The organism is Hydrogenophaga crocea (genome assembly GCF_011388215.1).
Classification (GTDB): Bacteria; Pseudomonadota; Gammaproteobacteria; order Burkholderiales; family Burkholderiaceae_C; genus Hydrogenophaga; species Hydrogenophaga crocea.
The window spans coordinates 497,860-512,454 of sequence record NZ_CP049989.1; the positions used below are offsets into that span (position 1 = coordinate 497,860).

General features: G+C 70.1%; 17 protein-coding genes. 10 read left to right on the forward strand and 7 right to left on the reverse strand.

Annotation, left to right across the window (positions count from 1 at the left end):
- Positions 1 to 25: 25 nt before the first annotated feature.
- Both argF and G9Q37_RS02335 read right to left on the reverse strand, forming a co-directional pair.
- Positions 26 to 973, reverse strand: a complete 948-nt coding sequence (gene argF / locus G9Q37_RS02330) for an ornithine carbamoyltransferase (RefSeq protein ID WP_205710711.1) — start codon at positions 971 to 973, stop codon at positions 26 to 28.
- Positions 974 to 981: 8 nt separating this feature from the next.
- Positions 982 to 2,181 (reverse strand): aspartate aminotransferase family protein, encoded by a 1,200-nt coding sequence (locus tag G9Q37_RS02335; protein ID WP_166224021.1) that lies wholly within the window; start codon positions 2,179 to 2,181, stop codon positions 982 to 984.
- A 284-nt stretch (positions 2,182 to 2,465) separates the two neighbouring features.
- Here G9Q37_RS02335 and G9Q37_RS02340 point away from each other — a divergent pair, with 284 nt between their 5' ends.
- Complete coding sequence (locus G9Q37_RS02340) at positions 2,466 to 2,771, forward strand: DUF3579 domain-containing protein (protein WP_166224024.1); 306 nt, start codon at positions 2,466 to 2,468, stop codon at positions 2,769 to 2,771.
- Between the two features lie 120 nt (positions 2,772 to 2,891).
- Here G9Q37_RS02340 and rpsT read toward each other — a convergent pair whose 3' ends face one another.
- A complete protein-coding gene (gene rpsT, locus G9Q37_RS02345; RefSeq protein WP_166224027.1) occupies positions 2,892 to 3,188 on the reverse strand; it encodes a 30S ribosomal protein S20 in 297 nt (98 codons plus the stop codon).
- A 119-nt stretch (positions 3,189 to 3,307) separates the two neighbouring features.
- Between rpsT and murJ the strand changes: the two genes are divergently transcribed.
- The 3 genes from murJ (at position 3,308) to G9Q37_RS02360 (ending at position 6,509) form a co-directional block, all read left to right on the forward strand.
- Positions 3,308 to 4,873 carry a murein biosynthesis integral membrane protein MurJ gene (murJ, locus tag G9Q37_RS02350; protein ID WP_166224030.1) on the forward strand — a complete coding sequence of 522 codons (1,566 nt, stop codon included), beginning with the start codon at positions 3,308 to 3,310 and terminating at the stop codon, positions 4,871 to 4,873.
- A gap of 39 nt (positions 4,874 to 4,912) precedes the next feature.
- Positions 4,913 to 5,770 (forward strand): SirB1 family protein, encoded by an 858-nt coding sequence (locus tag G9Q37_RS02355; protein WP_166224033.1) that lies wholly within the window; start codon positions 4,913 to 4,915, stop codon positions 5,768 to 5,770.
- Between the two features lie 106 nt (positions 5,771 to 5,876).
- The gene (locus G9Q37_RS02360; RefSeq protein WP_166224036.1) at positions 5,877 to 6,509 is read left to right on the forward strand and encodes an NAD-dependent epimerase/dehydratase family protein; all 633 of its coding nucleotides are present in this window, start codon (positions 5,877 to 5,879) and stop codon (positions 6,507 to 6,509) included.
- Positions 6,510 to 6,530: 21 nt separating this feature from the next.
- Here G9Q37_RS02360 and purM read toward each other — a convergent pair whose 3' ends face one another.
- Complete coding sequence (gene purM / locus G9Q37_RS02365; RefSeq protein ID WP_166224039.1) at positions 6,531 to 7,562, reverse strand: phosphoribosylformylglycinamidine cyclo-ligase; 1,032 nt, start codon at positions 7,560 to 7,562, stop codon at positions 6,531 to 6,533.
- A gap of 151 nt (positions 7,563 to 7,713) precedes the next feature.
- Here purM and G9Q37_RS02370 point away from each other — a divergent pair, with 151 nt between their 5' ends.
- The 5 genes from G9Q37_RS02370 to folK are packed head-to-tail and all read left to right on the forward strand — an operon-like array spanning position 7,714 to position 12,284.
- Positions 7,714 to 8,811 carry an AI-2E family transporter gene (locus tag G9Q37_RS02370; protein WP_166224042.1) on the forward strand — a complete coding sequence of 366 codons (1,098 nt, stop codon included), beginning with the start codon at positions 7,714 to 7,716 and terminating at the stop codon, positions 8,809 to 8,811.
- The gene (hda, locus tag G9Q37_RS02375; protein WP_166224045.1) at positions 8,808 to 9,494 is read left to right on the forward strand and encodes a DnaA regulatory inactivator Hda; all 687 of its coding nucleotides are present in this window, start codon (positions 8,808 to 8,810) and stop codon (positions 9,492 to 9,494) included. The genes G9Q37_RS02370 and hda overlap by 4 nt, the downstream gene beginning before the upstream one ends.
- On the forward strand, positions 9,495 to 10,163 hold the full coding sequence (locus G9Q37_RS02380; RefSeq protein ID WP_166224048.1) for a histidinol-phosphatase: 669 nt from the start codon (positions 9,495 to 9,497) through the stop codon (positions 10,161 to 10,163). It begins immediately after the preceding gene.
- The gene (pcnB, locus tag G9Q37_RS02385) at positions 10,160 to 11,812 is read left to right on the forward strand and encodes a polynucleotide adenylyltransferase PcnB (protein ID WP_166224051.1); all 1,653 of its coding nucleotides are present in this window, start codon (positions 10,160 to 10,162) and stop codon (positions 11,810 to 11,812) included. Before G9Q37_RS02380 ends, pcnB begins: the two co-directional genes overlap by 4 nt.
- Positions 11,799 to 12,284, forward strand: a complete 486-nt coding sequence (folK, locus tag G9Q37_RS02390) for a 2-amino-4-hydroxy-6-hydroxymethyldihydropteridine diphosphokinase (protein WP_166224054.1) — start codon at positions 11,799 to 11,801, stop codon at positions 12,282 to 12,284. Before pcnB ends, folK begins: the two co-directional genes overlap by 14 nt.
- Positions 12,285 to 12,298: 14 nt before the next feature.
- Here the strand turns inward: folK and pdxH are convergent, their stop codons facing one another.
- Together pdxH and G9Q37_RS02400 are read right to left on the reverse strand one after the other, a co-directional pair.
- Entirely contained in the window at positions 12,299 to 12,931 is a 633-nt protein-coding gene (gene pdxH, locus G9Q37_RS02395; RefSeq protein WP_166224057.1) for a pyridoxamine 5'-phosphate oxidase, read from the reverse strand.
- Entirely contained in the window at positions 12,928 to 13,554 is a 627-nt protein-coding gene (locus G9Q37_RS02400; protein WP_166224059.1) for a gamma-glutamylcyclotransferase, read from the reverse strand. The genes pdxH and G9Q37_RS02400 overlap by 4 nt, the downstream gene beginning before the upstream one ends.
- A 57-nt stretch (positions 13,555 to 13,611) precedes the next feature.
- Between G9Q37_RS02400 and G9Q37_RS02405 the strand changes: the two genes are divergently transcribed.
- Positions 13,612 to 14,109, forward strand: a complete 498-nt coding sequence (locus G9Q37_RS02405; protein WP_166224062.1) for an OmpA family protein — start codon at positions 13,612 to 13,614, stop codon at positions 14,107 to 14,109.
- A gap of 70 nt (positions 14,110 to 14,179) precedes the next feature.
- Here the strand turns inward: G9Q37_RS02405 and gloA are convergent, their stop codons facing one another.
- On the reverse strand, positions 14,180 to 14,593 hold the full coding sequence (gene gloA, locus G9Q37_RS02410) for a lactoylglutathione lyase (RefSeq protein WP_166224065.1): 414 nt from the start codon (positions 14,591 to 14,593) through the stop codon (positions 14,180 to 14,182).
- Positions 14,594 to 14,595: the final 2 nt, after the last annotated feature.

Consider the following 14,595-nt stretch of genomic DNA (forward strand, 5'->3'; position numbering starts at 1 on the left):
AGCGATCGGCGGCGGGGTGGGGCGCTCAGGCGATGCGGCCGAGCAGCAGGTACTCCATGAGCGCCTTCTGCGCGTGCATGCGGTTCTCGGCCTCGTCCCAGACCACGCTTTGCGGACCGTCGATGACCTCGGCCGTCACCTCTTCGCCGCGGTGCGCGGGCAGGCAGTGCATGAACAGCGCGTCGGGTTTGGCCAGCGCCATCATGGCCTCGTCGACGCACCACTGCGCGAAGGCCTGGCGGCGCACCTCGTTCTCGGCCTCGAAGCCCATGCTGGTCCACACGTCGGTGGTGACGAGGTCGGCGCCGCGGCAGGCCTCGCGCGGGTCGGCGAAGACCTTGAAGCAGTCGGGCTTGGTGATGCCCGCGAGCGCGGGGTTCACCTCGTAGCCGCCCGGCGTGCTCACGTGCACCGTGAAGCCCAGCAGTTCGGCGGCCTGCAGCCAGGTGTTGGCCATGTTGTTGCCGTCGCCCACCCAGGCCACCACCTTGCCGCGGATCGCGTCCAGCGGCTTGCCGCTGGCGGCGGGGCGGTACTCGACCAGCGTGAACAGGTCGGCCAGGATCTGGCAGGGGTGGAATTCGTTGGTGAGGCCGTTGATGACGGGCACGCGCGAGTGCGCGGCGAAGCGCTCGATCTTGGCCTGCTCGAAGGTGCGGATCATCACGATGTCGACCATGCGGCTGATCACGCGCGCGCTGTCCTCGATGGGTTCGGCGCGGCCGAGCTGGCTGTCGCCGGTGGTGAGGTGCACCACCGAGCCGCCCATCTGGTACATGCCGGCCTCGAAGCTCACGCGGGTGCGCGTGCTGGCCTTCTCGAAGATCATGGCCAGCGTGCGGTCGGGGTCGGCAAAAGGCTGGTACTTCTCGACGGCCTTGAACTTGCGCTTGATGAAGGCCGCGCGCTCGAACAGGTGCGCGTACTCGTCGGCCGTGAAGTCCTTGAACTGCAGGTAATGGCGGATGGACATGGGTGCACTCACTCCGCGAGGAAGGCCTTGATCAGCGGCACCAGGATGGCCACGATCTCGTCGGCCTCGGCCGTGGTGAGGATCAGCGGCGGCACCAGGCGCACCACGGTGTCGGCGGTGACCGAGATCAGCAGCCCGGCCTCGGCCGCGCGCTGCGTGAGCACGCCGCAGGGCTTGGTGAGCTCCACACCGAGCATCAGGCCCTGGCCGCGGATCTCTTTCACGCCGGTTTCACCGGCCAGGCCTTTCTCGAGGGCGGCCTTGAGGTGGGTGCCCACGCGCTCGGCGTTGGCCAGCAGGCCGTCTTCTTCCATGATGCGGATGGTCTCGACACCCGCGCGCATGGCCAGCGGGTTGCCGCCGAAGGTGGTGCCGTGGTTGCCCGGCTGGAAGATGTGGGCGGCCTTGGGGCCGGCCACCACCGCGCCGATCGGCACGCCCGAGCCCAGGCCCTTGGCCAGGGGCATCACGTCGGGCACGATGCCGGCCCACTGGTGCGCAAACCACTTGCCGGTGCGGCCCATGCCGCACTGCACCTCGTCGATCATGAGCAGCCAGTCGCGCTGGTCGCACAGGGCGCGCACGTCTTTCAGGTACTGGGCGCGCATGGGGTTCACGCCGCCTTCGCCCTGGATGGTCTCGAAGAACACGGCCACCACGTTGGGGTTGTTCTCGGTGGCCTTCTTCAGGGCCTCGATGTCGTTGGCGGGCACGCGCACGAAGCCCTCGACCAGGGGGCCGAAGCCGGCCTGCACCTTGGGGTTGCCGGTGGCCGACAGCGTGGCGATGGAGCGGCCGTGGAAGGCCTTCTCGTAGACCACGATCTCGGGGCGTTCGATGCCCTTGTCGTGGCCGTACTTGCGCGCGAGCTTGAGCGCGGCTTCGTTGGCTTCGAGACCGGTGCTGCAGAAGAACACGTTGGTCATGCCCGAGCGCTCCACCAGCATCTGCGCCAGGCGCTCCTGGTTGGGCACGTGGTAGTAGTTCGAGCTGTGGATCAGCTTGGCCACCTGGTCCTGCAGCGCGGGCACGAGCTTGGGGTGGCCGTGGCCCAGCGTGTTGACGGCGATGCCGGCGAGCGCGTCGAGGTACTCCTTGCCGTTGGTGTCCCAGACGCGGCAGCCGCGGCCGTGCGACAACGCGATCGGCACGCGGCCGTAGGTGTTCATCACGTGGGGCGAGGCAACGGTGTTCAGCGCAGCGTTCATGCAGGGGGCTCCGAGGGCAGGCCAGAAAATGAAAGCGGCTCAACGCTGCGGGGCAGGTGAGCCGTTGAAGCGCGATTGTAGGCACACGTCCCGTGCGCCACCGATGACGATCCGGCATCGCTGCGATCGCGGCCGCCCTGGGGCCGGGCGCAGCCAGGGGTCAAGGGTAATCCCGAGTCTTATATAAGATAGAATTCTGCGCTCCCACCCGCCCGGCGATCCCGGTGCCTGCGGTGGTCCGATTCCTGCTCCAAGCCTGCCACCGAAGGCTTACTCTGCATCCGATGGCCGCATCCCCGCCGAAGCAAGTGTTCATCCAGGGCATCACCCGGGACGGGCGCACCTTTCGCCCGAGCGACTGGGCCGAACGCCTGGCGGGCGTCATGAGCGGTTTTCGCCCGGGCGGCGCGCAGCCCGGCAGCCACCTGAGCTATTCCCCCTGGTGCGTGCCCAACGTGATCAACGGCGTGAAGTGCGTGGTGGTGCACAGCGACCTGCGCGAGGCCGAGCCCATGGCCTGGGACTTCTGCATGAACTTCGCGCGCGACAACGACCTGCAGGTGGCCGAGGGCTGCCTGCTCCCCGAATAAGCCGTCCGGACGTGGACAACAAAAAAGCCGTCTTGCGACGGCTTTTTTGCTTTTGCTGGCAGCGCACCCGATTCAAACGGCAGGCCCCGATTCAGGGCCCGGGCGGGTGAGGGGTGGGGCTCAGGCCGCGGTGGCCAGGGCCTTGACCTTCGAGGACAGGCGGCTCTTGTCGCGAGCGGCCTTGTTCTTGTGGAAGATGCCCTTGTCGGCGATGGTGTCGACAACGGCCTGCATCTTGGCGAACAGCTCGGTGGCCTTGGCCTTGTCGCCAGCGACGACAGCCTTTTCCACGTTCTTCACCGCGGTGCGGTACTTGGAGCGCAGCGAGCTGTTGGCGGCGTTGAGCTTGACGTCCTGGCGGGCGCGCTTGCGGCCGGACGCCAGACGGGGGTTCTTTTTCTTCGGCTTGGTGGCCATGGTGTGTTCCTTAGGTGTTTGTGGATGTTGCCAGCAAAGCCCGCGATTATAGCCCGGTGGCCCTTTTCCGCCGAGGCAGCCCGTCGGGCCCAGGTGAGGGGCCGCTTACACTCGCGCTCGTGTCGCTGTTCAAGTCCGCCTCCGTCGTCTCCCTGCTGACCCTGGCCTCGCGCATCACGGGCCTGGTGCGTGAGCTGCTCATGGCGGCGATGTTCGGCGCCAGCGCGCTCACCGACGCCTTCAACGTCGCCTTCCGCATCCCCAACCTGCTGCGGCGCCTGTTCGCCGAGGGCGCGTTCAGCCAGGCCTTCGTGCCGGTGCTCGCGGGCACCCGCGCCCAGGAGGGCGACGAGGCCACGCGCCAGCTCGTGGACCAGATCGCCACCGTGCTGGCCTGGGTGCTGCTGGCGGTGTGCCTGCTCGGGGTGCTGGGCGCGCCGCTGCTGGTGTATGCCATGGCCGCGGGCCTCAAGCAGTCGCCCGAGGGCTTCGACGCCGCCGTGGTCATGACGCGCTGGATGTTTCCCTACATCGGTTTCATGTCCTTCGTCGCGCTGGCCGCGGGTGTGCTCAACACCTGGAAGCGCTTCGTGGTGCCGGCGGCCACGCCGGTGCTGCTCAACGTGGCCATGATTGCCGCCGCCCTGTGGGGCGCGCCCTGGTTCGGCCGCATGGGCATCTCGCCCATCTACGCCATGGCCGGCGGCGTGCTGCTGGGCGGGGCCCTGCAGCTCGGCGTGCAGATCCCCGCGCTGCGGCGCATCGGCCTGTGGCCGCGCATCGGCCTGAGCCGCGCCGCGCTGCGCGCAGCCTGGGCGCACCCGGGCACGCGCCGCGTCACCACGCTCATGCTGCCTGCGCTGCTGGGCGTGAGCGTGGCCCAGCTCTCGCTGCTCATCAACACCCAGATCGCCTCGCACCTGGCCGTGGGCAGCGTGAGCTGGCTCACCTACGCCGACCGGCTCATGGAGTTCCCCACGGCGCTGCTCGGCGTGGCGCTGGGCGTGGTGCTCTTGCCCCAGCTCGCGGCGGCCCAGGCCTCGGGGGACGACGCGCGCTACAGCGCGCTGCTCGACTGGGGGCTGCGCCTGGTGGTGCTGCTGGCCGTGCCCTGCGCTGTGGCGTTGCTCACCTTTGCCCAGCCGCTCGTGGCCGTGCTCTACCACTATGGCCGTTTCGGCCCGGGCGACGTGCAGCAGACCGCGCTCGCGCTCATGGGCTACGGCGCGGGCCTGATCGGCCTGATCGCGATCAAGGTCCTGGCGCCGGGTTTCTACGCGCGCCAGGACATCCGCACGCCCGTGAAGATCGCCATCGGCGTGCTGGCGCTCACGCAGGTGCTCAACGTGGTGCTGGTGCCGCACCTGGCGCATGCGGGCCTGGCGCTGGCGATCGGGCTGGGCGCGCTGGTGAATGCGCTGTTCCTGCTGGTGGGGCTGCGCCGCCGCGGCGCCTACCGGCCTTCGCCGGGCTGGGCGAAGTTCGGGCTGCAGGTGCTCGCGGCCAGCGCGCTGCTCGCGATCTTCCTCACCTGGGCCGGCACGCACGTGGCCTGGCTGGGTTTCCAGGGCGCCGCGCTCACGCGCGTGGGCCTGCTGGCGCTGTGCGTGTTGGGCGCGGCTGCGCTGTACTTCGGGGCCTTGGTGCTGTCGGGTTTGAACTTGCGCCAGTTCGTCCGACAATAAAGCGCCGCCCGTCATCCGCCATACCGGTACCCAGTCCTCATGGCATTCACGCTCGACTTCAGCACCCCCACCCCATTGGGGTATTTCGCGTCGCTGGTGCGCGACGACGATCTGCTGCCCCTGTTCGAGGCCGCCGCTTCCATTGCCCAGGACGAGTACCCCGATCTCGACGTGCAGCAGGTGCTCGGCGATGTCGATCAGATGGTGGCACGCGTCAAGCGCCGCTGTCCCGAGGACGCGGGTGCGCTGCAGCGCCTGCGTGTGCTCAACCAGTTCTTCTTCCGCGACATGGGGTTCGGCGGCAACGTCAACAACTACTACGACCCCGACAACAGCTACCTCAACGCGGTGCTGCGCACGCGCCGCGGCATCCCGATTTCGCTCGCGGTGCTGTGGCTGGAGCTCGCGCAGGGCCTGGGGCTGAAGGCGCGCGGCGTCAACTTCCCGGGCCACTTCATGATCAAGATCAACCTGCCCAACGGGCAGGTGGTGATCGACCCCTTCACCGGCCAGTCGCTCAGCCGCGAAGACCTGTCCGAGCGGCTCGAACCCTACAAGCGGCGCAATGGCCTGGTCGACGACTTCGATGTGCCCGTGGGCCTGTACCTGCAGGCCGCTTCGCCGCGCGAGATCCTCGCGCGCATGTTGCGCAACCTCAAGGAAATCCACCGCACCCAGGAAGACTGGCTGCGGCTGATCGCGGTGCAGGACCGGCTGATCGTGCTGCTGCCCGACGCCTGGGCCGAGTACCGCGACCGCGGTCTGGCCTGGGCCGAGCTCGGCGATCTGCGCCATGCGGTGGAAGACCTCGAGACCTTCGTCGAGCACGCCGACGACGCGCTGGAGCGCGGGGCCATCGAGCAGCGCCTGCAGCAACTGCGCCGCGCGCTGAATTGAACTCCGCCGGCCCCGGCGGTATCGGCATGTAAGCCCGGTTGACCGCCCCCGAGGCCGGCCCCGAACATCCGGCAGCCGCGCGGCGCCGCGGCCCAGGAGCCCTTGCATGAAAACAGTGATGGTGGCCGGTGCCACCGGCCTGGTTGGCAGCCACGTGCTGCGCCAGGCCCTTGCCCATCCCCAGGTGAGCCAGGTGGTGGCGCCCACGCGCCGCGCGCTGCCCACGCACGCCCGGCTGATCAACCCCGTGGTGGATTTCGAGCGCCTGCCCGAGCAGGCCGATTGGTGGGGCGTGAACGCCGTGGTCTGCACCATCGGCACCACGATCAAGACCGCGGGCTCGCAGGCCGCGTTCTACCGGGTCGACCACGACCTGCCGCTGCGGGTGGGCGAGCTGGCCTTGCGCCACGGTGCGCAGGCCTATGCCTTCAATTCCGCCCTGGGCGCCGACCTGCGCTCGCGCGTGTTCTATTCGCGCACCAAGGGCGAGGTCGAGCGCGACCTGCTCGCGCTCGGCTACCCCTCGCTCACCCTGGTGCGGCCCGGCCTGATCGGCGGCGAACGCGTGGAGCACCGTCCGCGCGAGCGGCTGTTCGTGGCGCTCACGCAGGCGCTGGGCCCGGTGCTGCCGCGGCGCTGGCGCGTGGTTCAGGCCGAGGCAATCGCGCGCACGCTGCTCGAATCGGCGCTGGCGGCCACGCCGGGCGTGCGCGTGGTGATGTCCGAAGACATCCTTTGAGGCCGCGGCGGCCCTTCAGGCTCAGGCGACCACCACCGCCGCGCCCGCGCCGCGCGGTGCGATGCGGCCGATGGTGTGCACGGTCTCGCCCAGGCCGCGCAGCGTGGCGGCGCAGGCCTCGGCCTGGTCGGCGGCGATCACCACCACCATGCCGATGCCGTTGTTGAAGGTGCGGTTCATCTCGATGTCGTCGATGCCCGCGGTCTTCTGCAGCCAGGCGAACAGCTCGGTCTGGGGCCAGCTGCCTTTGACGAGGTGCGCGGCGAGCGCATCGGGCAGCACGCGCGGGATGTTTTCGAGCAGGCCGCCACCCGTGATGTGGGCCAGCGCCTTGATCGGGTGCTGCTGCAGCGCGGCCAGCACGTTTTTCACGTACAGGCGCGTGGGCTTCATGACGGCCTCGCGGAAGGGCATGCCGTCGAGCGTGGCGGGCAGGCTGGCGCCGGCGCGTTCGATGCATTTGCGCACCAGCGAGAAGCCGTTGGAGTGCACGCCGTGCGAGGCCAGGCCCAGCACCACGTCGCCCTCGGCCACGTTCTGGCCCGTGAGGATCTTGGATTTTTCAACTGCGCCCACGCAGAAGCCGGCCAGGTCGTATTCGCCCGCCGGGTACATGCCGGGCATTTCGGCGGTCTCGCCGCCGATCAGCGCGCAGCCCGAGAGCTCGCAACCCTTGGCGATGCCGCCGACCACGGCCGCGGCCGTGTCCACGTCGAGCTTGCCGCAGGCGAAGTAGTCGAGAAAAAACAGCGGCTCGGCGCCCTGCACCAGCACGTCGTTGACGCTCATGCCCACCAGGTCGATGCCCACGGTGTCGTGCATGTTCCATTCGAAGGCCAGCTTGAGCTTGGTGCCCACGCCGTCGGTGCCGCTCACGAGCACGGGTTCGCGGTAGCGCTTGGGCACCTCGAACAGCGCACCGAAGCCGCCGATGCCCGCGAGCACGCCTTCGCGCATCGTCTTCTTCGCCAGCGGCTTGATGCGTTCGACCAGGGCGTCGCCCGCGTCGATGTCGACGCCGGCGTCTTTGTAGGACAGGGGGGTGGTGCTCATGAGGAGGGGGCGCGGGGGCAGGGCCGCGGGCTGTGAACGGGGGGAGGGCGCACGCCCGGGGGCCGGGGGGTGACCGATAGAATCCGAAACCGGATTTTACGGGCTCGGTCCGGGCCCCGGCCGGGCCCCGATGGCGCCAAGCCCCCACCGCATGACCTTCACCCCCATCCAAACCCGCGTCGCCGCCTGGCTGGGCATCGCCCTGGTGGCCGTGCTCGTGCTCGTGCTGCTGGCGCCGGTGCTCATGCCCTTCCTGGTGGCCCTGGTGATCGCCTACGCCATGCACCCGCTGGTCGAGCGCCTGGCCGCGCGCGGCTGGCCGCGCTGGCTGGGCGCGGGGCTGTCGGTCACGCTGCTCATGCTGGTGCTGCTCGCGGTGTCGCTGCTCATCGTGCCGGTCATCACGCAGCAGATCCCGCTCCTGAGCGAACAGGTGCCGGCCTTGTTCGACCGCATCGGCGCGGGCCTGTCGGCCCTGGCCGCGCGCTTCGGCTTCGAGCTGCGGCTCGACCTGAGCCAGCTGCGCCAATGGGCTTCGCAGCTCGTGAGCGGCAAGGAAAGCGAACTGCTCGCCGGCCTGCTGTCGTCGCTGCGCATCGGCGGCAGCGCGCTGGCCGCGCTGTTCGGCAACCTGTTCCTCATGCCCATCGTGGCCTTCTACCTGCTGCTCGACTGGCGCGCCCTGATGGCGCGCTGCCGCGCCCTGGTGCCGCCGCGCTGGCGGGAGTCGGTCCAGGACTTCCTCAACGAGACCGACGAGGTGCTGGGCCGCTACCTGCGCGGCCAGCTCATGGTCATGGGCATCCTCGCGGTGTTCTATTCGGTCGGCCTGTTCGCGGTGGGCCTGAACCTGGCGCTGCCCATCGGCGTGTTCACCGGCCTCGCCACCTTCGTGCCCTACCTGGGCTTCGGCCTGGGCTTCGTGATGGCCGTGCTGGCCGCGCTGCTCGAGTTCCAGTCCTTGAGCGGCGTGGCGCTGGTGGTGGGCGTGTACATGGTGGGGCAGCTGATCGAGAGCTACTTCCTCACGCCGCGCCTGGTGGGCGAGGCCATCGGCCTGCACCCGATTTCGGTGATCTTCGCGCTGCTGGCCTTCGGCCACCTGCTGGGCTTCGTGGGCGTGCTGATCGCGCTGCCCGCGAGCGCGGTGCTGCTGGTGGCGCTGCGCCGGCTCAAGCGCCAGTACCTCACGAGCGACCTGTACCTGAAGGCGCCCGTGGGGCACAAGGAACCACCCCGACTGCCATGAAGCAACTCGCGCTCGACATCGGCCTGGCGCCGCTGCCCACGCTGGACAACTTCGTGGCGGTGGGCAACGAGGCCGCGCTCGAGCACCTGCGGCTGTGGGCCCGCAACCCCCAGCGCTCGCCCGTGCCCACCTTTTTGTGGGGCGAGAGCGGCTGCGGCAAGACCCATCTGCTGCGGGCCGTGCGTGAAGCGCTGCGCGAGCAGGGTGCGTCTGTGGGCTGGATGGATGCCTCGAGCTTCGATCCGCCCGATTACGACGAGCGCTGGGAAGCCGTGCTGCTCGACGACGTGCAGCTCTACACCGCCGCCCAGCAGGCCGCGGCCTTCAACTGGTTCGTCAACGCGCAGAGCCCGGCTCACGGGCCTGCGCGCTGGGTGCTCGCGGCCTGCGACCGGCCGCCCGCCGACCTGCTGCTGCGCGAAGACCTGCGCACGCGCCTGGGCTGGGGCCACGTGTTCCAGCTGCGCGCGCTCGGCGAAACCGAGCGCCGCGCCGTGCTGCGCCGCGCCGCCGACGAGCGCGGCGTGTTCCTGGGCGACGAGGTGATGGACTTCATGCTCAAGCGCTTCTCGCGCGACCTCTCCAGCCTGATGCTGCTGCTCGAACGGCTCGACGGCTACGCGCTGCGCACCCAGCGCGGCATCACCATCCCCCTCATCAAATCCATGCTGGAAGACGAGTGAATGCGACTCGCCCTGTTTGACCTCGACCACACCCTGATCCCGCTCGATTCCGATCACGCCTGGGGCGAGTTCACCGTGCGCCTGGGCTGGCGCGACGCCGAGGCCTTCCGCCGTGCCAACGACGGCTACTACCAGGCCTACAAGGCCGGCTCGCTCGACATCCATGACTACGTGCGCTTCGCCACCGGCGCGGTGCGCGAGCGCGGACTGGCCGAAGGCCGGCGCGCGCACGAGCGCTTCATGGCCGAGGTGATCCGCCCCGCCATGACCGAGGCCGCGCGCGCCCTGGTGCGCCGCCACCAGCAGGCCGGCGACACGGTCATCATCGTCACCGCCACCAACGCCTTCGTGACCCGGCCCATCGCCCAGGCCTTCGGCGTCGAACACCTGATCGCGATCGACCTCGAAACCGATCCGCGCGGCGAGTACACCGGCGCCATCGCGGGCGTGCCCTCGTTCCGCGAGGGCAAGGTCGCGCGTGTGGAACAATGGCTCGCCGATCGCGGCCTGCGCTGGTCCGATCTGGCGCACAGCACCTTCTACAGCGACTCGATGAACGACCTGCCGCTGCTCGAGAAGGTGCACGAACCGGTGGCCACCAACCCCGACGAGCGCCTGCAGGCCCTGGCGCAAGCGCGCGGCTGGCGCATCCTGAACCTCTTCGAATGATCAAGAAATTCATCGACAAGCTGCTGGGCAAGTCCCGCGGCCCCCGCGCGGGCGCGCGCTTCGGCAAACGCGAAGACGTGCCGGCCAGCGTGCACGGCATCAACCCCAAACTGGTGGACCCGCGCGCGCTCGAGGTGGTGCACACCCTCAAGCAGGCCGGCTTCGAGGCCTACATCGTGGGCGGCGCCGTGCGCGACCTGCTGCTCGGCCTGCGCCCCAAAGACTTCGACGTCGCCACCAGCGCCACGCCCGAGCAGGTCAAGGGCCTGTTCCGGCGCGCCTTCATCATCGGCCGGCGCTTTCGCATCGTGCACGTGGTGCATGGCCGCGGGCGCGAGCACGAGGTGATCGAGGTTTCGACCTTCCGCGCCTACCTCGACAACGCCGACGCCGAGCAGGTGGCCGGCAACGAGCGCACCAGCAAGGGCGAGCTCTCGGGCATGAAGCACGCCGTGGACGCGAGCGGGCGCGTGCTGCGCGACAACGTCTGGGGCCCGATCGAGCAGGACGCGGCGCGCCGCGACTTCTCGGTCAACGCCATGTACTACGACCCCGAGACGCAGACCGTGGTCGACTTCCACCACGGCATCCGCGACGCGCAGAAGAAGCTGCTGCGCATGATCGGCGACGTGCCCACGCGCTACCGCGAAGACCCGGTGCGCATCATCCGCGCCGTGCGCTTCGCGGCCAAGCTCGCGCCGCTGGGCTTCAAGCTCGATGCCAAGACGCGCGAGCCGCTGATCGCCTCGGTGCAGCTGCTGCAGGACGTGCCGCAGAGCCGCCTGTTCGACGAGATGCTCAAGCTGCTGCAGACCGGCCACGCGCTGGCCAGCGTGGCCCAGCTCAAGGCGCTGGGCGTGGACCGCGGCATCTACCCGCTGCTCGACATCGTGGTGCAGCGCGCCGACGACCCCTTCGTGAAGCTCGCGCTGCAGGACACCGACCGCCGCGTGGGCGAGGGCAAGCCCGTGGCGCCGAGCTTCCTGCTGGCCTGCGTGCTCTGGGCCGACGTGCGCCGCGGATGGGAGCGCCGCCTCGAAGCGCGTCCCGGCCACAAGCCCGTGCCGGCCTTTGCCGCGCTGCAGGACGCCATCGACGAGGCCTTCGACGCGCGCATCGGCGACGTCTCCGGCCGCGGCAAGCTCGGCGCCGACATGCGCGAGATCTGGCTCATGCAGCCGCGCTTCGACAAGCGCACCGGCAGCGGCGTGTTCACGCTCGTGGAGCAGCCGCGCTTCCGCGCCGGCTTCGACTTCCTGCGCCTGCGCGCGCAGGTCGGCGAGTGCGACGAAGAACTCGCGCACTGGTGGGAAACCTTCAGCACCGCGAGCGACGAGCGCCGCCAGGACATGATCGACGCCCAGCGCAACGCGGGACGCGGCGCGCCCAAGGCGCGGCGCGTCAAGCGCGGTGACGCCGACCATCCGGCCAGCGCGGCGGCGCCGGTCGACGACGACCCGCGCTGGCGCGAGCCCGCGGGCGACGAGGGCGAAGGCCCCGAAGCCGATGCCGAGGCCGCGCCGCTGGCCGAAGGCGAAGCCGCGCCCGCCAAGAAGCGCCGCCGCCGCCGCCGCAAGCCCAACGGCGCCCCGCGCGCCGAGGGCGGCGCCGACAACGGCCCGCCCGGTGGCGGCGATGCGCCCGCCTGAATCGCGCCCGCCGGTCCAGGCCTTCGTGGCCCTGGGGGCCAACCTCGGTGACGCCGCGCAGGCCGTGCGGCAAGCCCTGCTGGCGCTGGAGCACACGCCGGGCCTGCGGCTCGTGAAGGCGTCCAGCCTCTACCGCACCGCGCCCTTCGAGGCCAGCGGCCCCGACTTCATCAATGCCGTGGCCGAGGTCGCCACCACGCTGCACGCGCCCGCGCTGCTCGGCGCGCTGCAGGCGATCGAAAACGCCGCGGGCCGCGAGCGGCCCTACCGCCACGCGCCGCGCACGCTCGACCTCGACCTGCTGTTCTACGGCGACGGCACCATCGATTCGACCGCGCTCACGGTGCCGCACCCGCGCTGGCGCCAGCGCGCCTTCGTGCTGCACCCGCTGGCCGAGATCGCGCCGCAGCGTGTGCCCGCGGCCTGGCTGTCCGCCGTCGCCGACCAGCCGATCGAGCGGCTGACCGGCTGAGGCGCCGGGTCGGCTCAGGGAGCGAGCCGCTCGCGCACCCAGGCGCCGCCATCGAGCCGGTAGCGCAGCCGGTCGTGCAGCCGGCTCTTGCGGCCCTGCCAGAACTGCCAGGTGTCGGGCACCAGGCGGTAGCCGCCCCAGTGCGGCGGGCGCGGCGGCTTGAGCAGGAACTGCGCGCCGTACTTCGCGGCGTTGGTCACGAGCACCGTGCGGCTCTCGATCACCTCGCTTTGCGGGCTCGCCCAGGCGCCGATGCGGCTGTCGAGCGGGCGGCTGTGGAAGTAGGCGTCGCTTTCTTCGTCGCTGGTCTTCTCCACCCGGCCTTCGATGCGCACCACGCGCTCGAGCTCGACCCAGTGGAACTGCAGCGCCGCGAACGGATTGCCCGCGAGCTCGCGGCCCTTGCGGCTCTGGTAGTTGGTGTACCAGACGATGCCGCGCGCGTCGTAGCCCTTGATGAGCACCACGCGCGTGCTGGGCCGCAGGTCGGAACCCACGGTGGCCAGGGTCATGGCGTTGGGCTCGGGCACCTCGGCCGCGATGGCTTCTTTCAGCCATTGGTCGAACTGCTGCAGCGGGTCGGCGTGCGAGGCGTCTTCGCTGAGTTCGGCTTTTTCGTAGCTCTTGCGCAGGTCGGCGATGTTCATGGTGTGGTGGGTGTGGGGAGGTCGTCGGCCAGGCGCAGCAGTTTTTCGAGCGCGTGGTCGTGGATGCCGTGGGCCTTGAGGCCATGGAAGGTCTGGCGAGCGTAGTCCAGCGTGGTGCCGTAGCGGCCGCACGAGACCGAAAAAATCTCGCGGTAGCGCTCGGGCGGCAGCTCGCCGGTGTAGCTCGGGCTGCGGTGCGAGAGCGTGAACGCCAGCGCACGCACCTCGCCCTGCGGCGTGCGTGCGCGCAGCCATTTGGGGTCGTAGACGGGGTTGGGCATCTCGCGCGCCCACAGGCGCGGCATGAGGCCGGCCACCTGCTCGCGCGGCACGCGCAAGGCCAGGCCGTCGCAGCTGCCGCCGGCCATGAGCGCGAACACCAGGCCCGGGCATTCGGGCGTGCCGCGGTTGACGCGGCTCCACATCTGCAGGCAGCGGTGGTAGCCGTGCACGCGGGCGGGGCGGGTTTCGGCGGCTTCGAATTCGGGCCGCCACACCAGCGAGGCGTAGGCGAACACCCAGAGGTCGGCCTCGGGGCCCTGGGTGTGCCAGTCGGCCAGGGTGTCGGCCATCATGGCCAGGCCGTCGCGTTCCGCGGGGTTCCAGGTCGTCAAACGCTTCATGCCGATTCACTAGAATGCCGGGTTTTCCCCGAACACCCGATCACAGGAGTCCATCGCATGGCCACACAGGATAACGAACCCGAACAACGCGTCGTCGCGGTGGTGCTCATTGCCCTCATCGTGCTCATCATCGGCGGTGTGCTGGGCCTGGGCGTGTTCTCGGCGCGCGGCGCCAAGCCCGCCAAGGCCGCGGCGGCGCCCGCCGCGGTGGTCGTCTCGGCCACCGACGCGAGCGTGGTGGTGGAAAACGGCGTGGTGAAGTTCTACTTCGCCACCGGCAAGGCCGACCTGGCCCCGGGCGCCCTGGTGGCGCTGGCCGAGTCCATCGAAGCCGCCAAGGGCGGCGCCCGCCTGGTGCTCTCGGGCTTCCACGACGCCACCGGCGACGCCGCCTTCAACGCCGAACTGGCCAAGCAGCGCGCCCTGGCCGTGCGCGACGCGCTGGTCGGCGCCGGTGTGGCCGAAGCCAGCCTGGAGCTCAAGAAGCCCGAGGTGACCACGGGCAGCGGTGCCGACGCCGAGGCGCGCCGCGTCGAGGTCGTGATCGTGCGCTGAACGCGCAGCGCAGCGCCATGCAAAAGGCCCGGTGTCCCCGGGCCTTTTGTTTGGGCGCTCGCGCCGCTGGTCAGCGCAGGCCCTGGCCGCTGGCCTGGTCATCGGCGCGCTGGATCAGCTCGATCTTGTAGCCGTCGGGATCGGTCACGAAAGCGATCACCGTGGTGCCGCCTTTCACCGGGCCGGCTTCGCGCGTCACGTTGCCGCCCGCGGCCTTGATCTTCTCGCAGGCCGCGTAGGCGTCGGACACGCCCAACGCAATGTGGCCGTAGGCCGTGCCCATCTCGTACTGCTCCACGCCCCAGTTGTAGGTGAGCTCGATCTCGGCCTGCGCCGGGTTGCTCTCGAAGCCCAGGAAGGCGAGCGAGTACTTGTACTCGGGGTTGTCGGAGGTGCGCAGCAGCTTCATGCCGAGCACGTTCGTGTAGAAGTCGATCGAGCGCTGGAGGTTGCCCACGCGCAGCATGGTGTGGAGGATTCGCATGG

Excerpts from the sequence above, each read along its gene's own strand:
- G9Q37_RS02400 (WP_166224059.1), bottom strand. The coding sequence starts at position 13,554 with ATGAAGCGTTTGACGACCTGGAACCCCGCGGAACGCGACGGCCTGGCC.
- purM (WP_166224039.1), bottom strand. The coding sequence starts at position 7,562 with ATGAGCACCACCCCCCTGTCCTACAAAGACGCCGGCGTCGACATCGAC.
- gloA (WP_166224065.1), bottom strand. The coding sequence starts at position 14,593 with ATGCGAATCCTCCACACCATGCTGCGCGTGGGCAACCTCCAGCGCTCG.
- argF (WP_205710711.1), bottom strand. The coding sequence starts at position 973 with ATGTCCATCCGCCATTACCTGCAGTTCAAGGACTTCACGGCCGACGAG.
- rpsT (WP_166224027.1), bottom strand. The coding sequence starts at position 3,188 with ATGGCCACCAAGCCGAAGAAAAAGAACCCCCGTCTGGCGTCCGGCCGC.
- G9Q37_RS02355 (WP_166224033.1), top strand. The coding sequence starts at position 4,913 with ATGGCATTCACGCTCGACTTCAGCACCCCCACCCCATTGGGGTATTTC.
- G9Q37_RS02405 (WP_166224062.1), top strand. The coding sequence starts at position 13,612 with ATGGCCACACAGGATAACGAACCCGAACAACGCGTCGTCGCGGTGGTG.
- G9Q37_RS02370 (WP_166224042.1), top strand. The coding sequence starts at position 7,714 with ATGACCTTCACCCCCATCCAAACCCGCGTCGCCGCCTGGCTGGGCATC.
- G9Q37_RS02335 (WP_166224021.1), bottom strand. The coding sequence starts at position 2,181 with ATGAACGCTGCGCTGAACACCGTTGCCTCGCCCCACGTGATGAACACC.
- G9Q37_RS02340 (WP_166224024.1), top strand. The coding sequence starts at position 2,466 with ATGGCCGCATCCCCGCCGAAGCAAGTGTTCATCCAGGGCATCACCCGG.
- folK (WP_166224054.1), top strand. The coding sequence starts at position 11,799 with ATGCGCCCGCCTGAATCGCGCCCGCCGGTCCAGGCCTTCGTGGCCCTG.
- pdxH (WP_166224057.1), bottom strand. The coding sequence starts at position 12,931 with ATGAACATCGCCGACCTGCGCAAGAGCTACGAAAAAGCCGAACTCAGC.
- G9Q37_RS02360 (WP_166224036.1), top strand. The coding sequence starts at position 5,877 with ATGAAAACAGTGATGGTGGCCGGTGCCACCGGCCTGGTTGGCAGCCAC.
- pcnB (WP_166224051.1), top strand. The coding sequence starts at position 10,160 with ATGATCAAGAAATTCATCGACAAGCTGCTGGGCAAGTCCCGCGGCCCC.
- G9Q37_RS02380 (WP_166224048.1), top strand. The coding sequence starts at position 9,495 with ATGCGACTCGCCCTGTTTGACCTCGACCACACCCTGATCCCGCTCGAT.
- hda (WP_166224045.1), top strand. The coding sequence starts at position 8,808 with ATGAAGCAACTCGCGCTCGACATCGGCCTGGCGCCGCTGCCCACGCTG.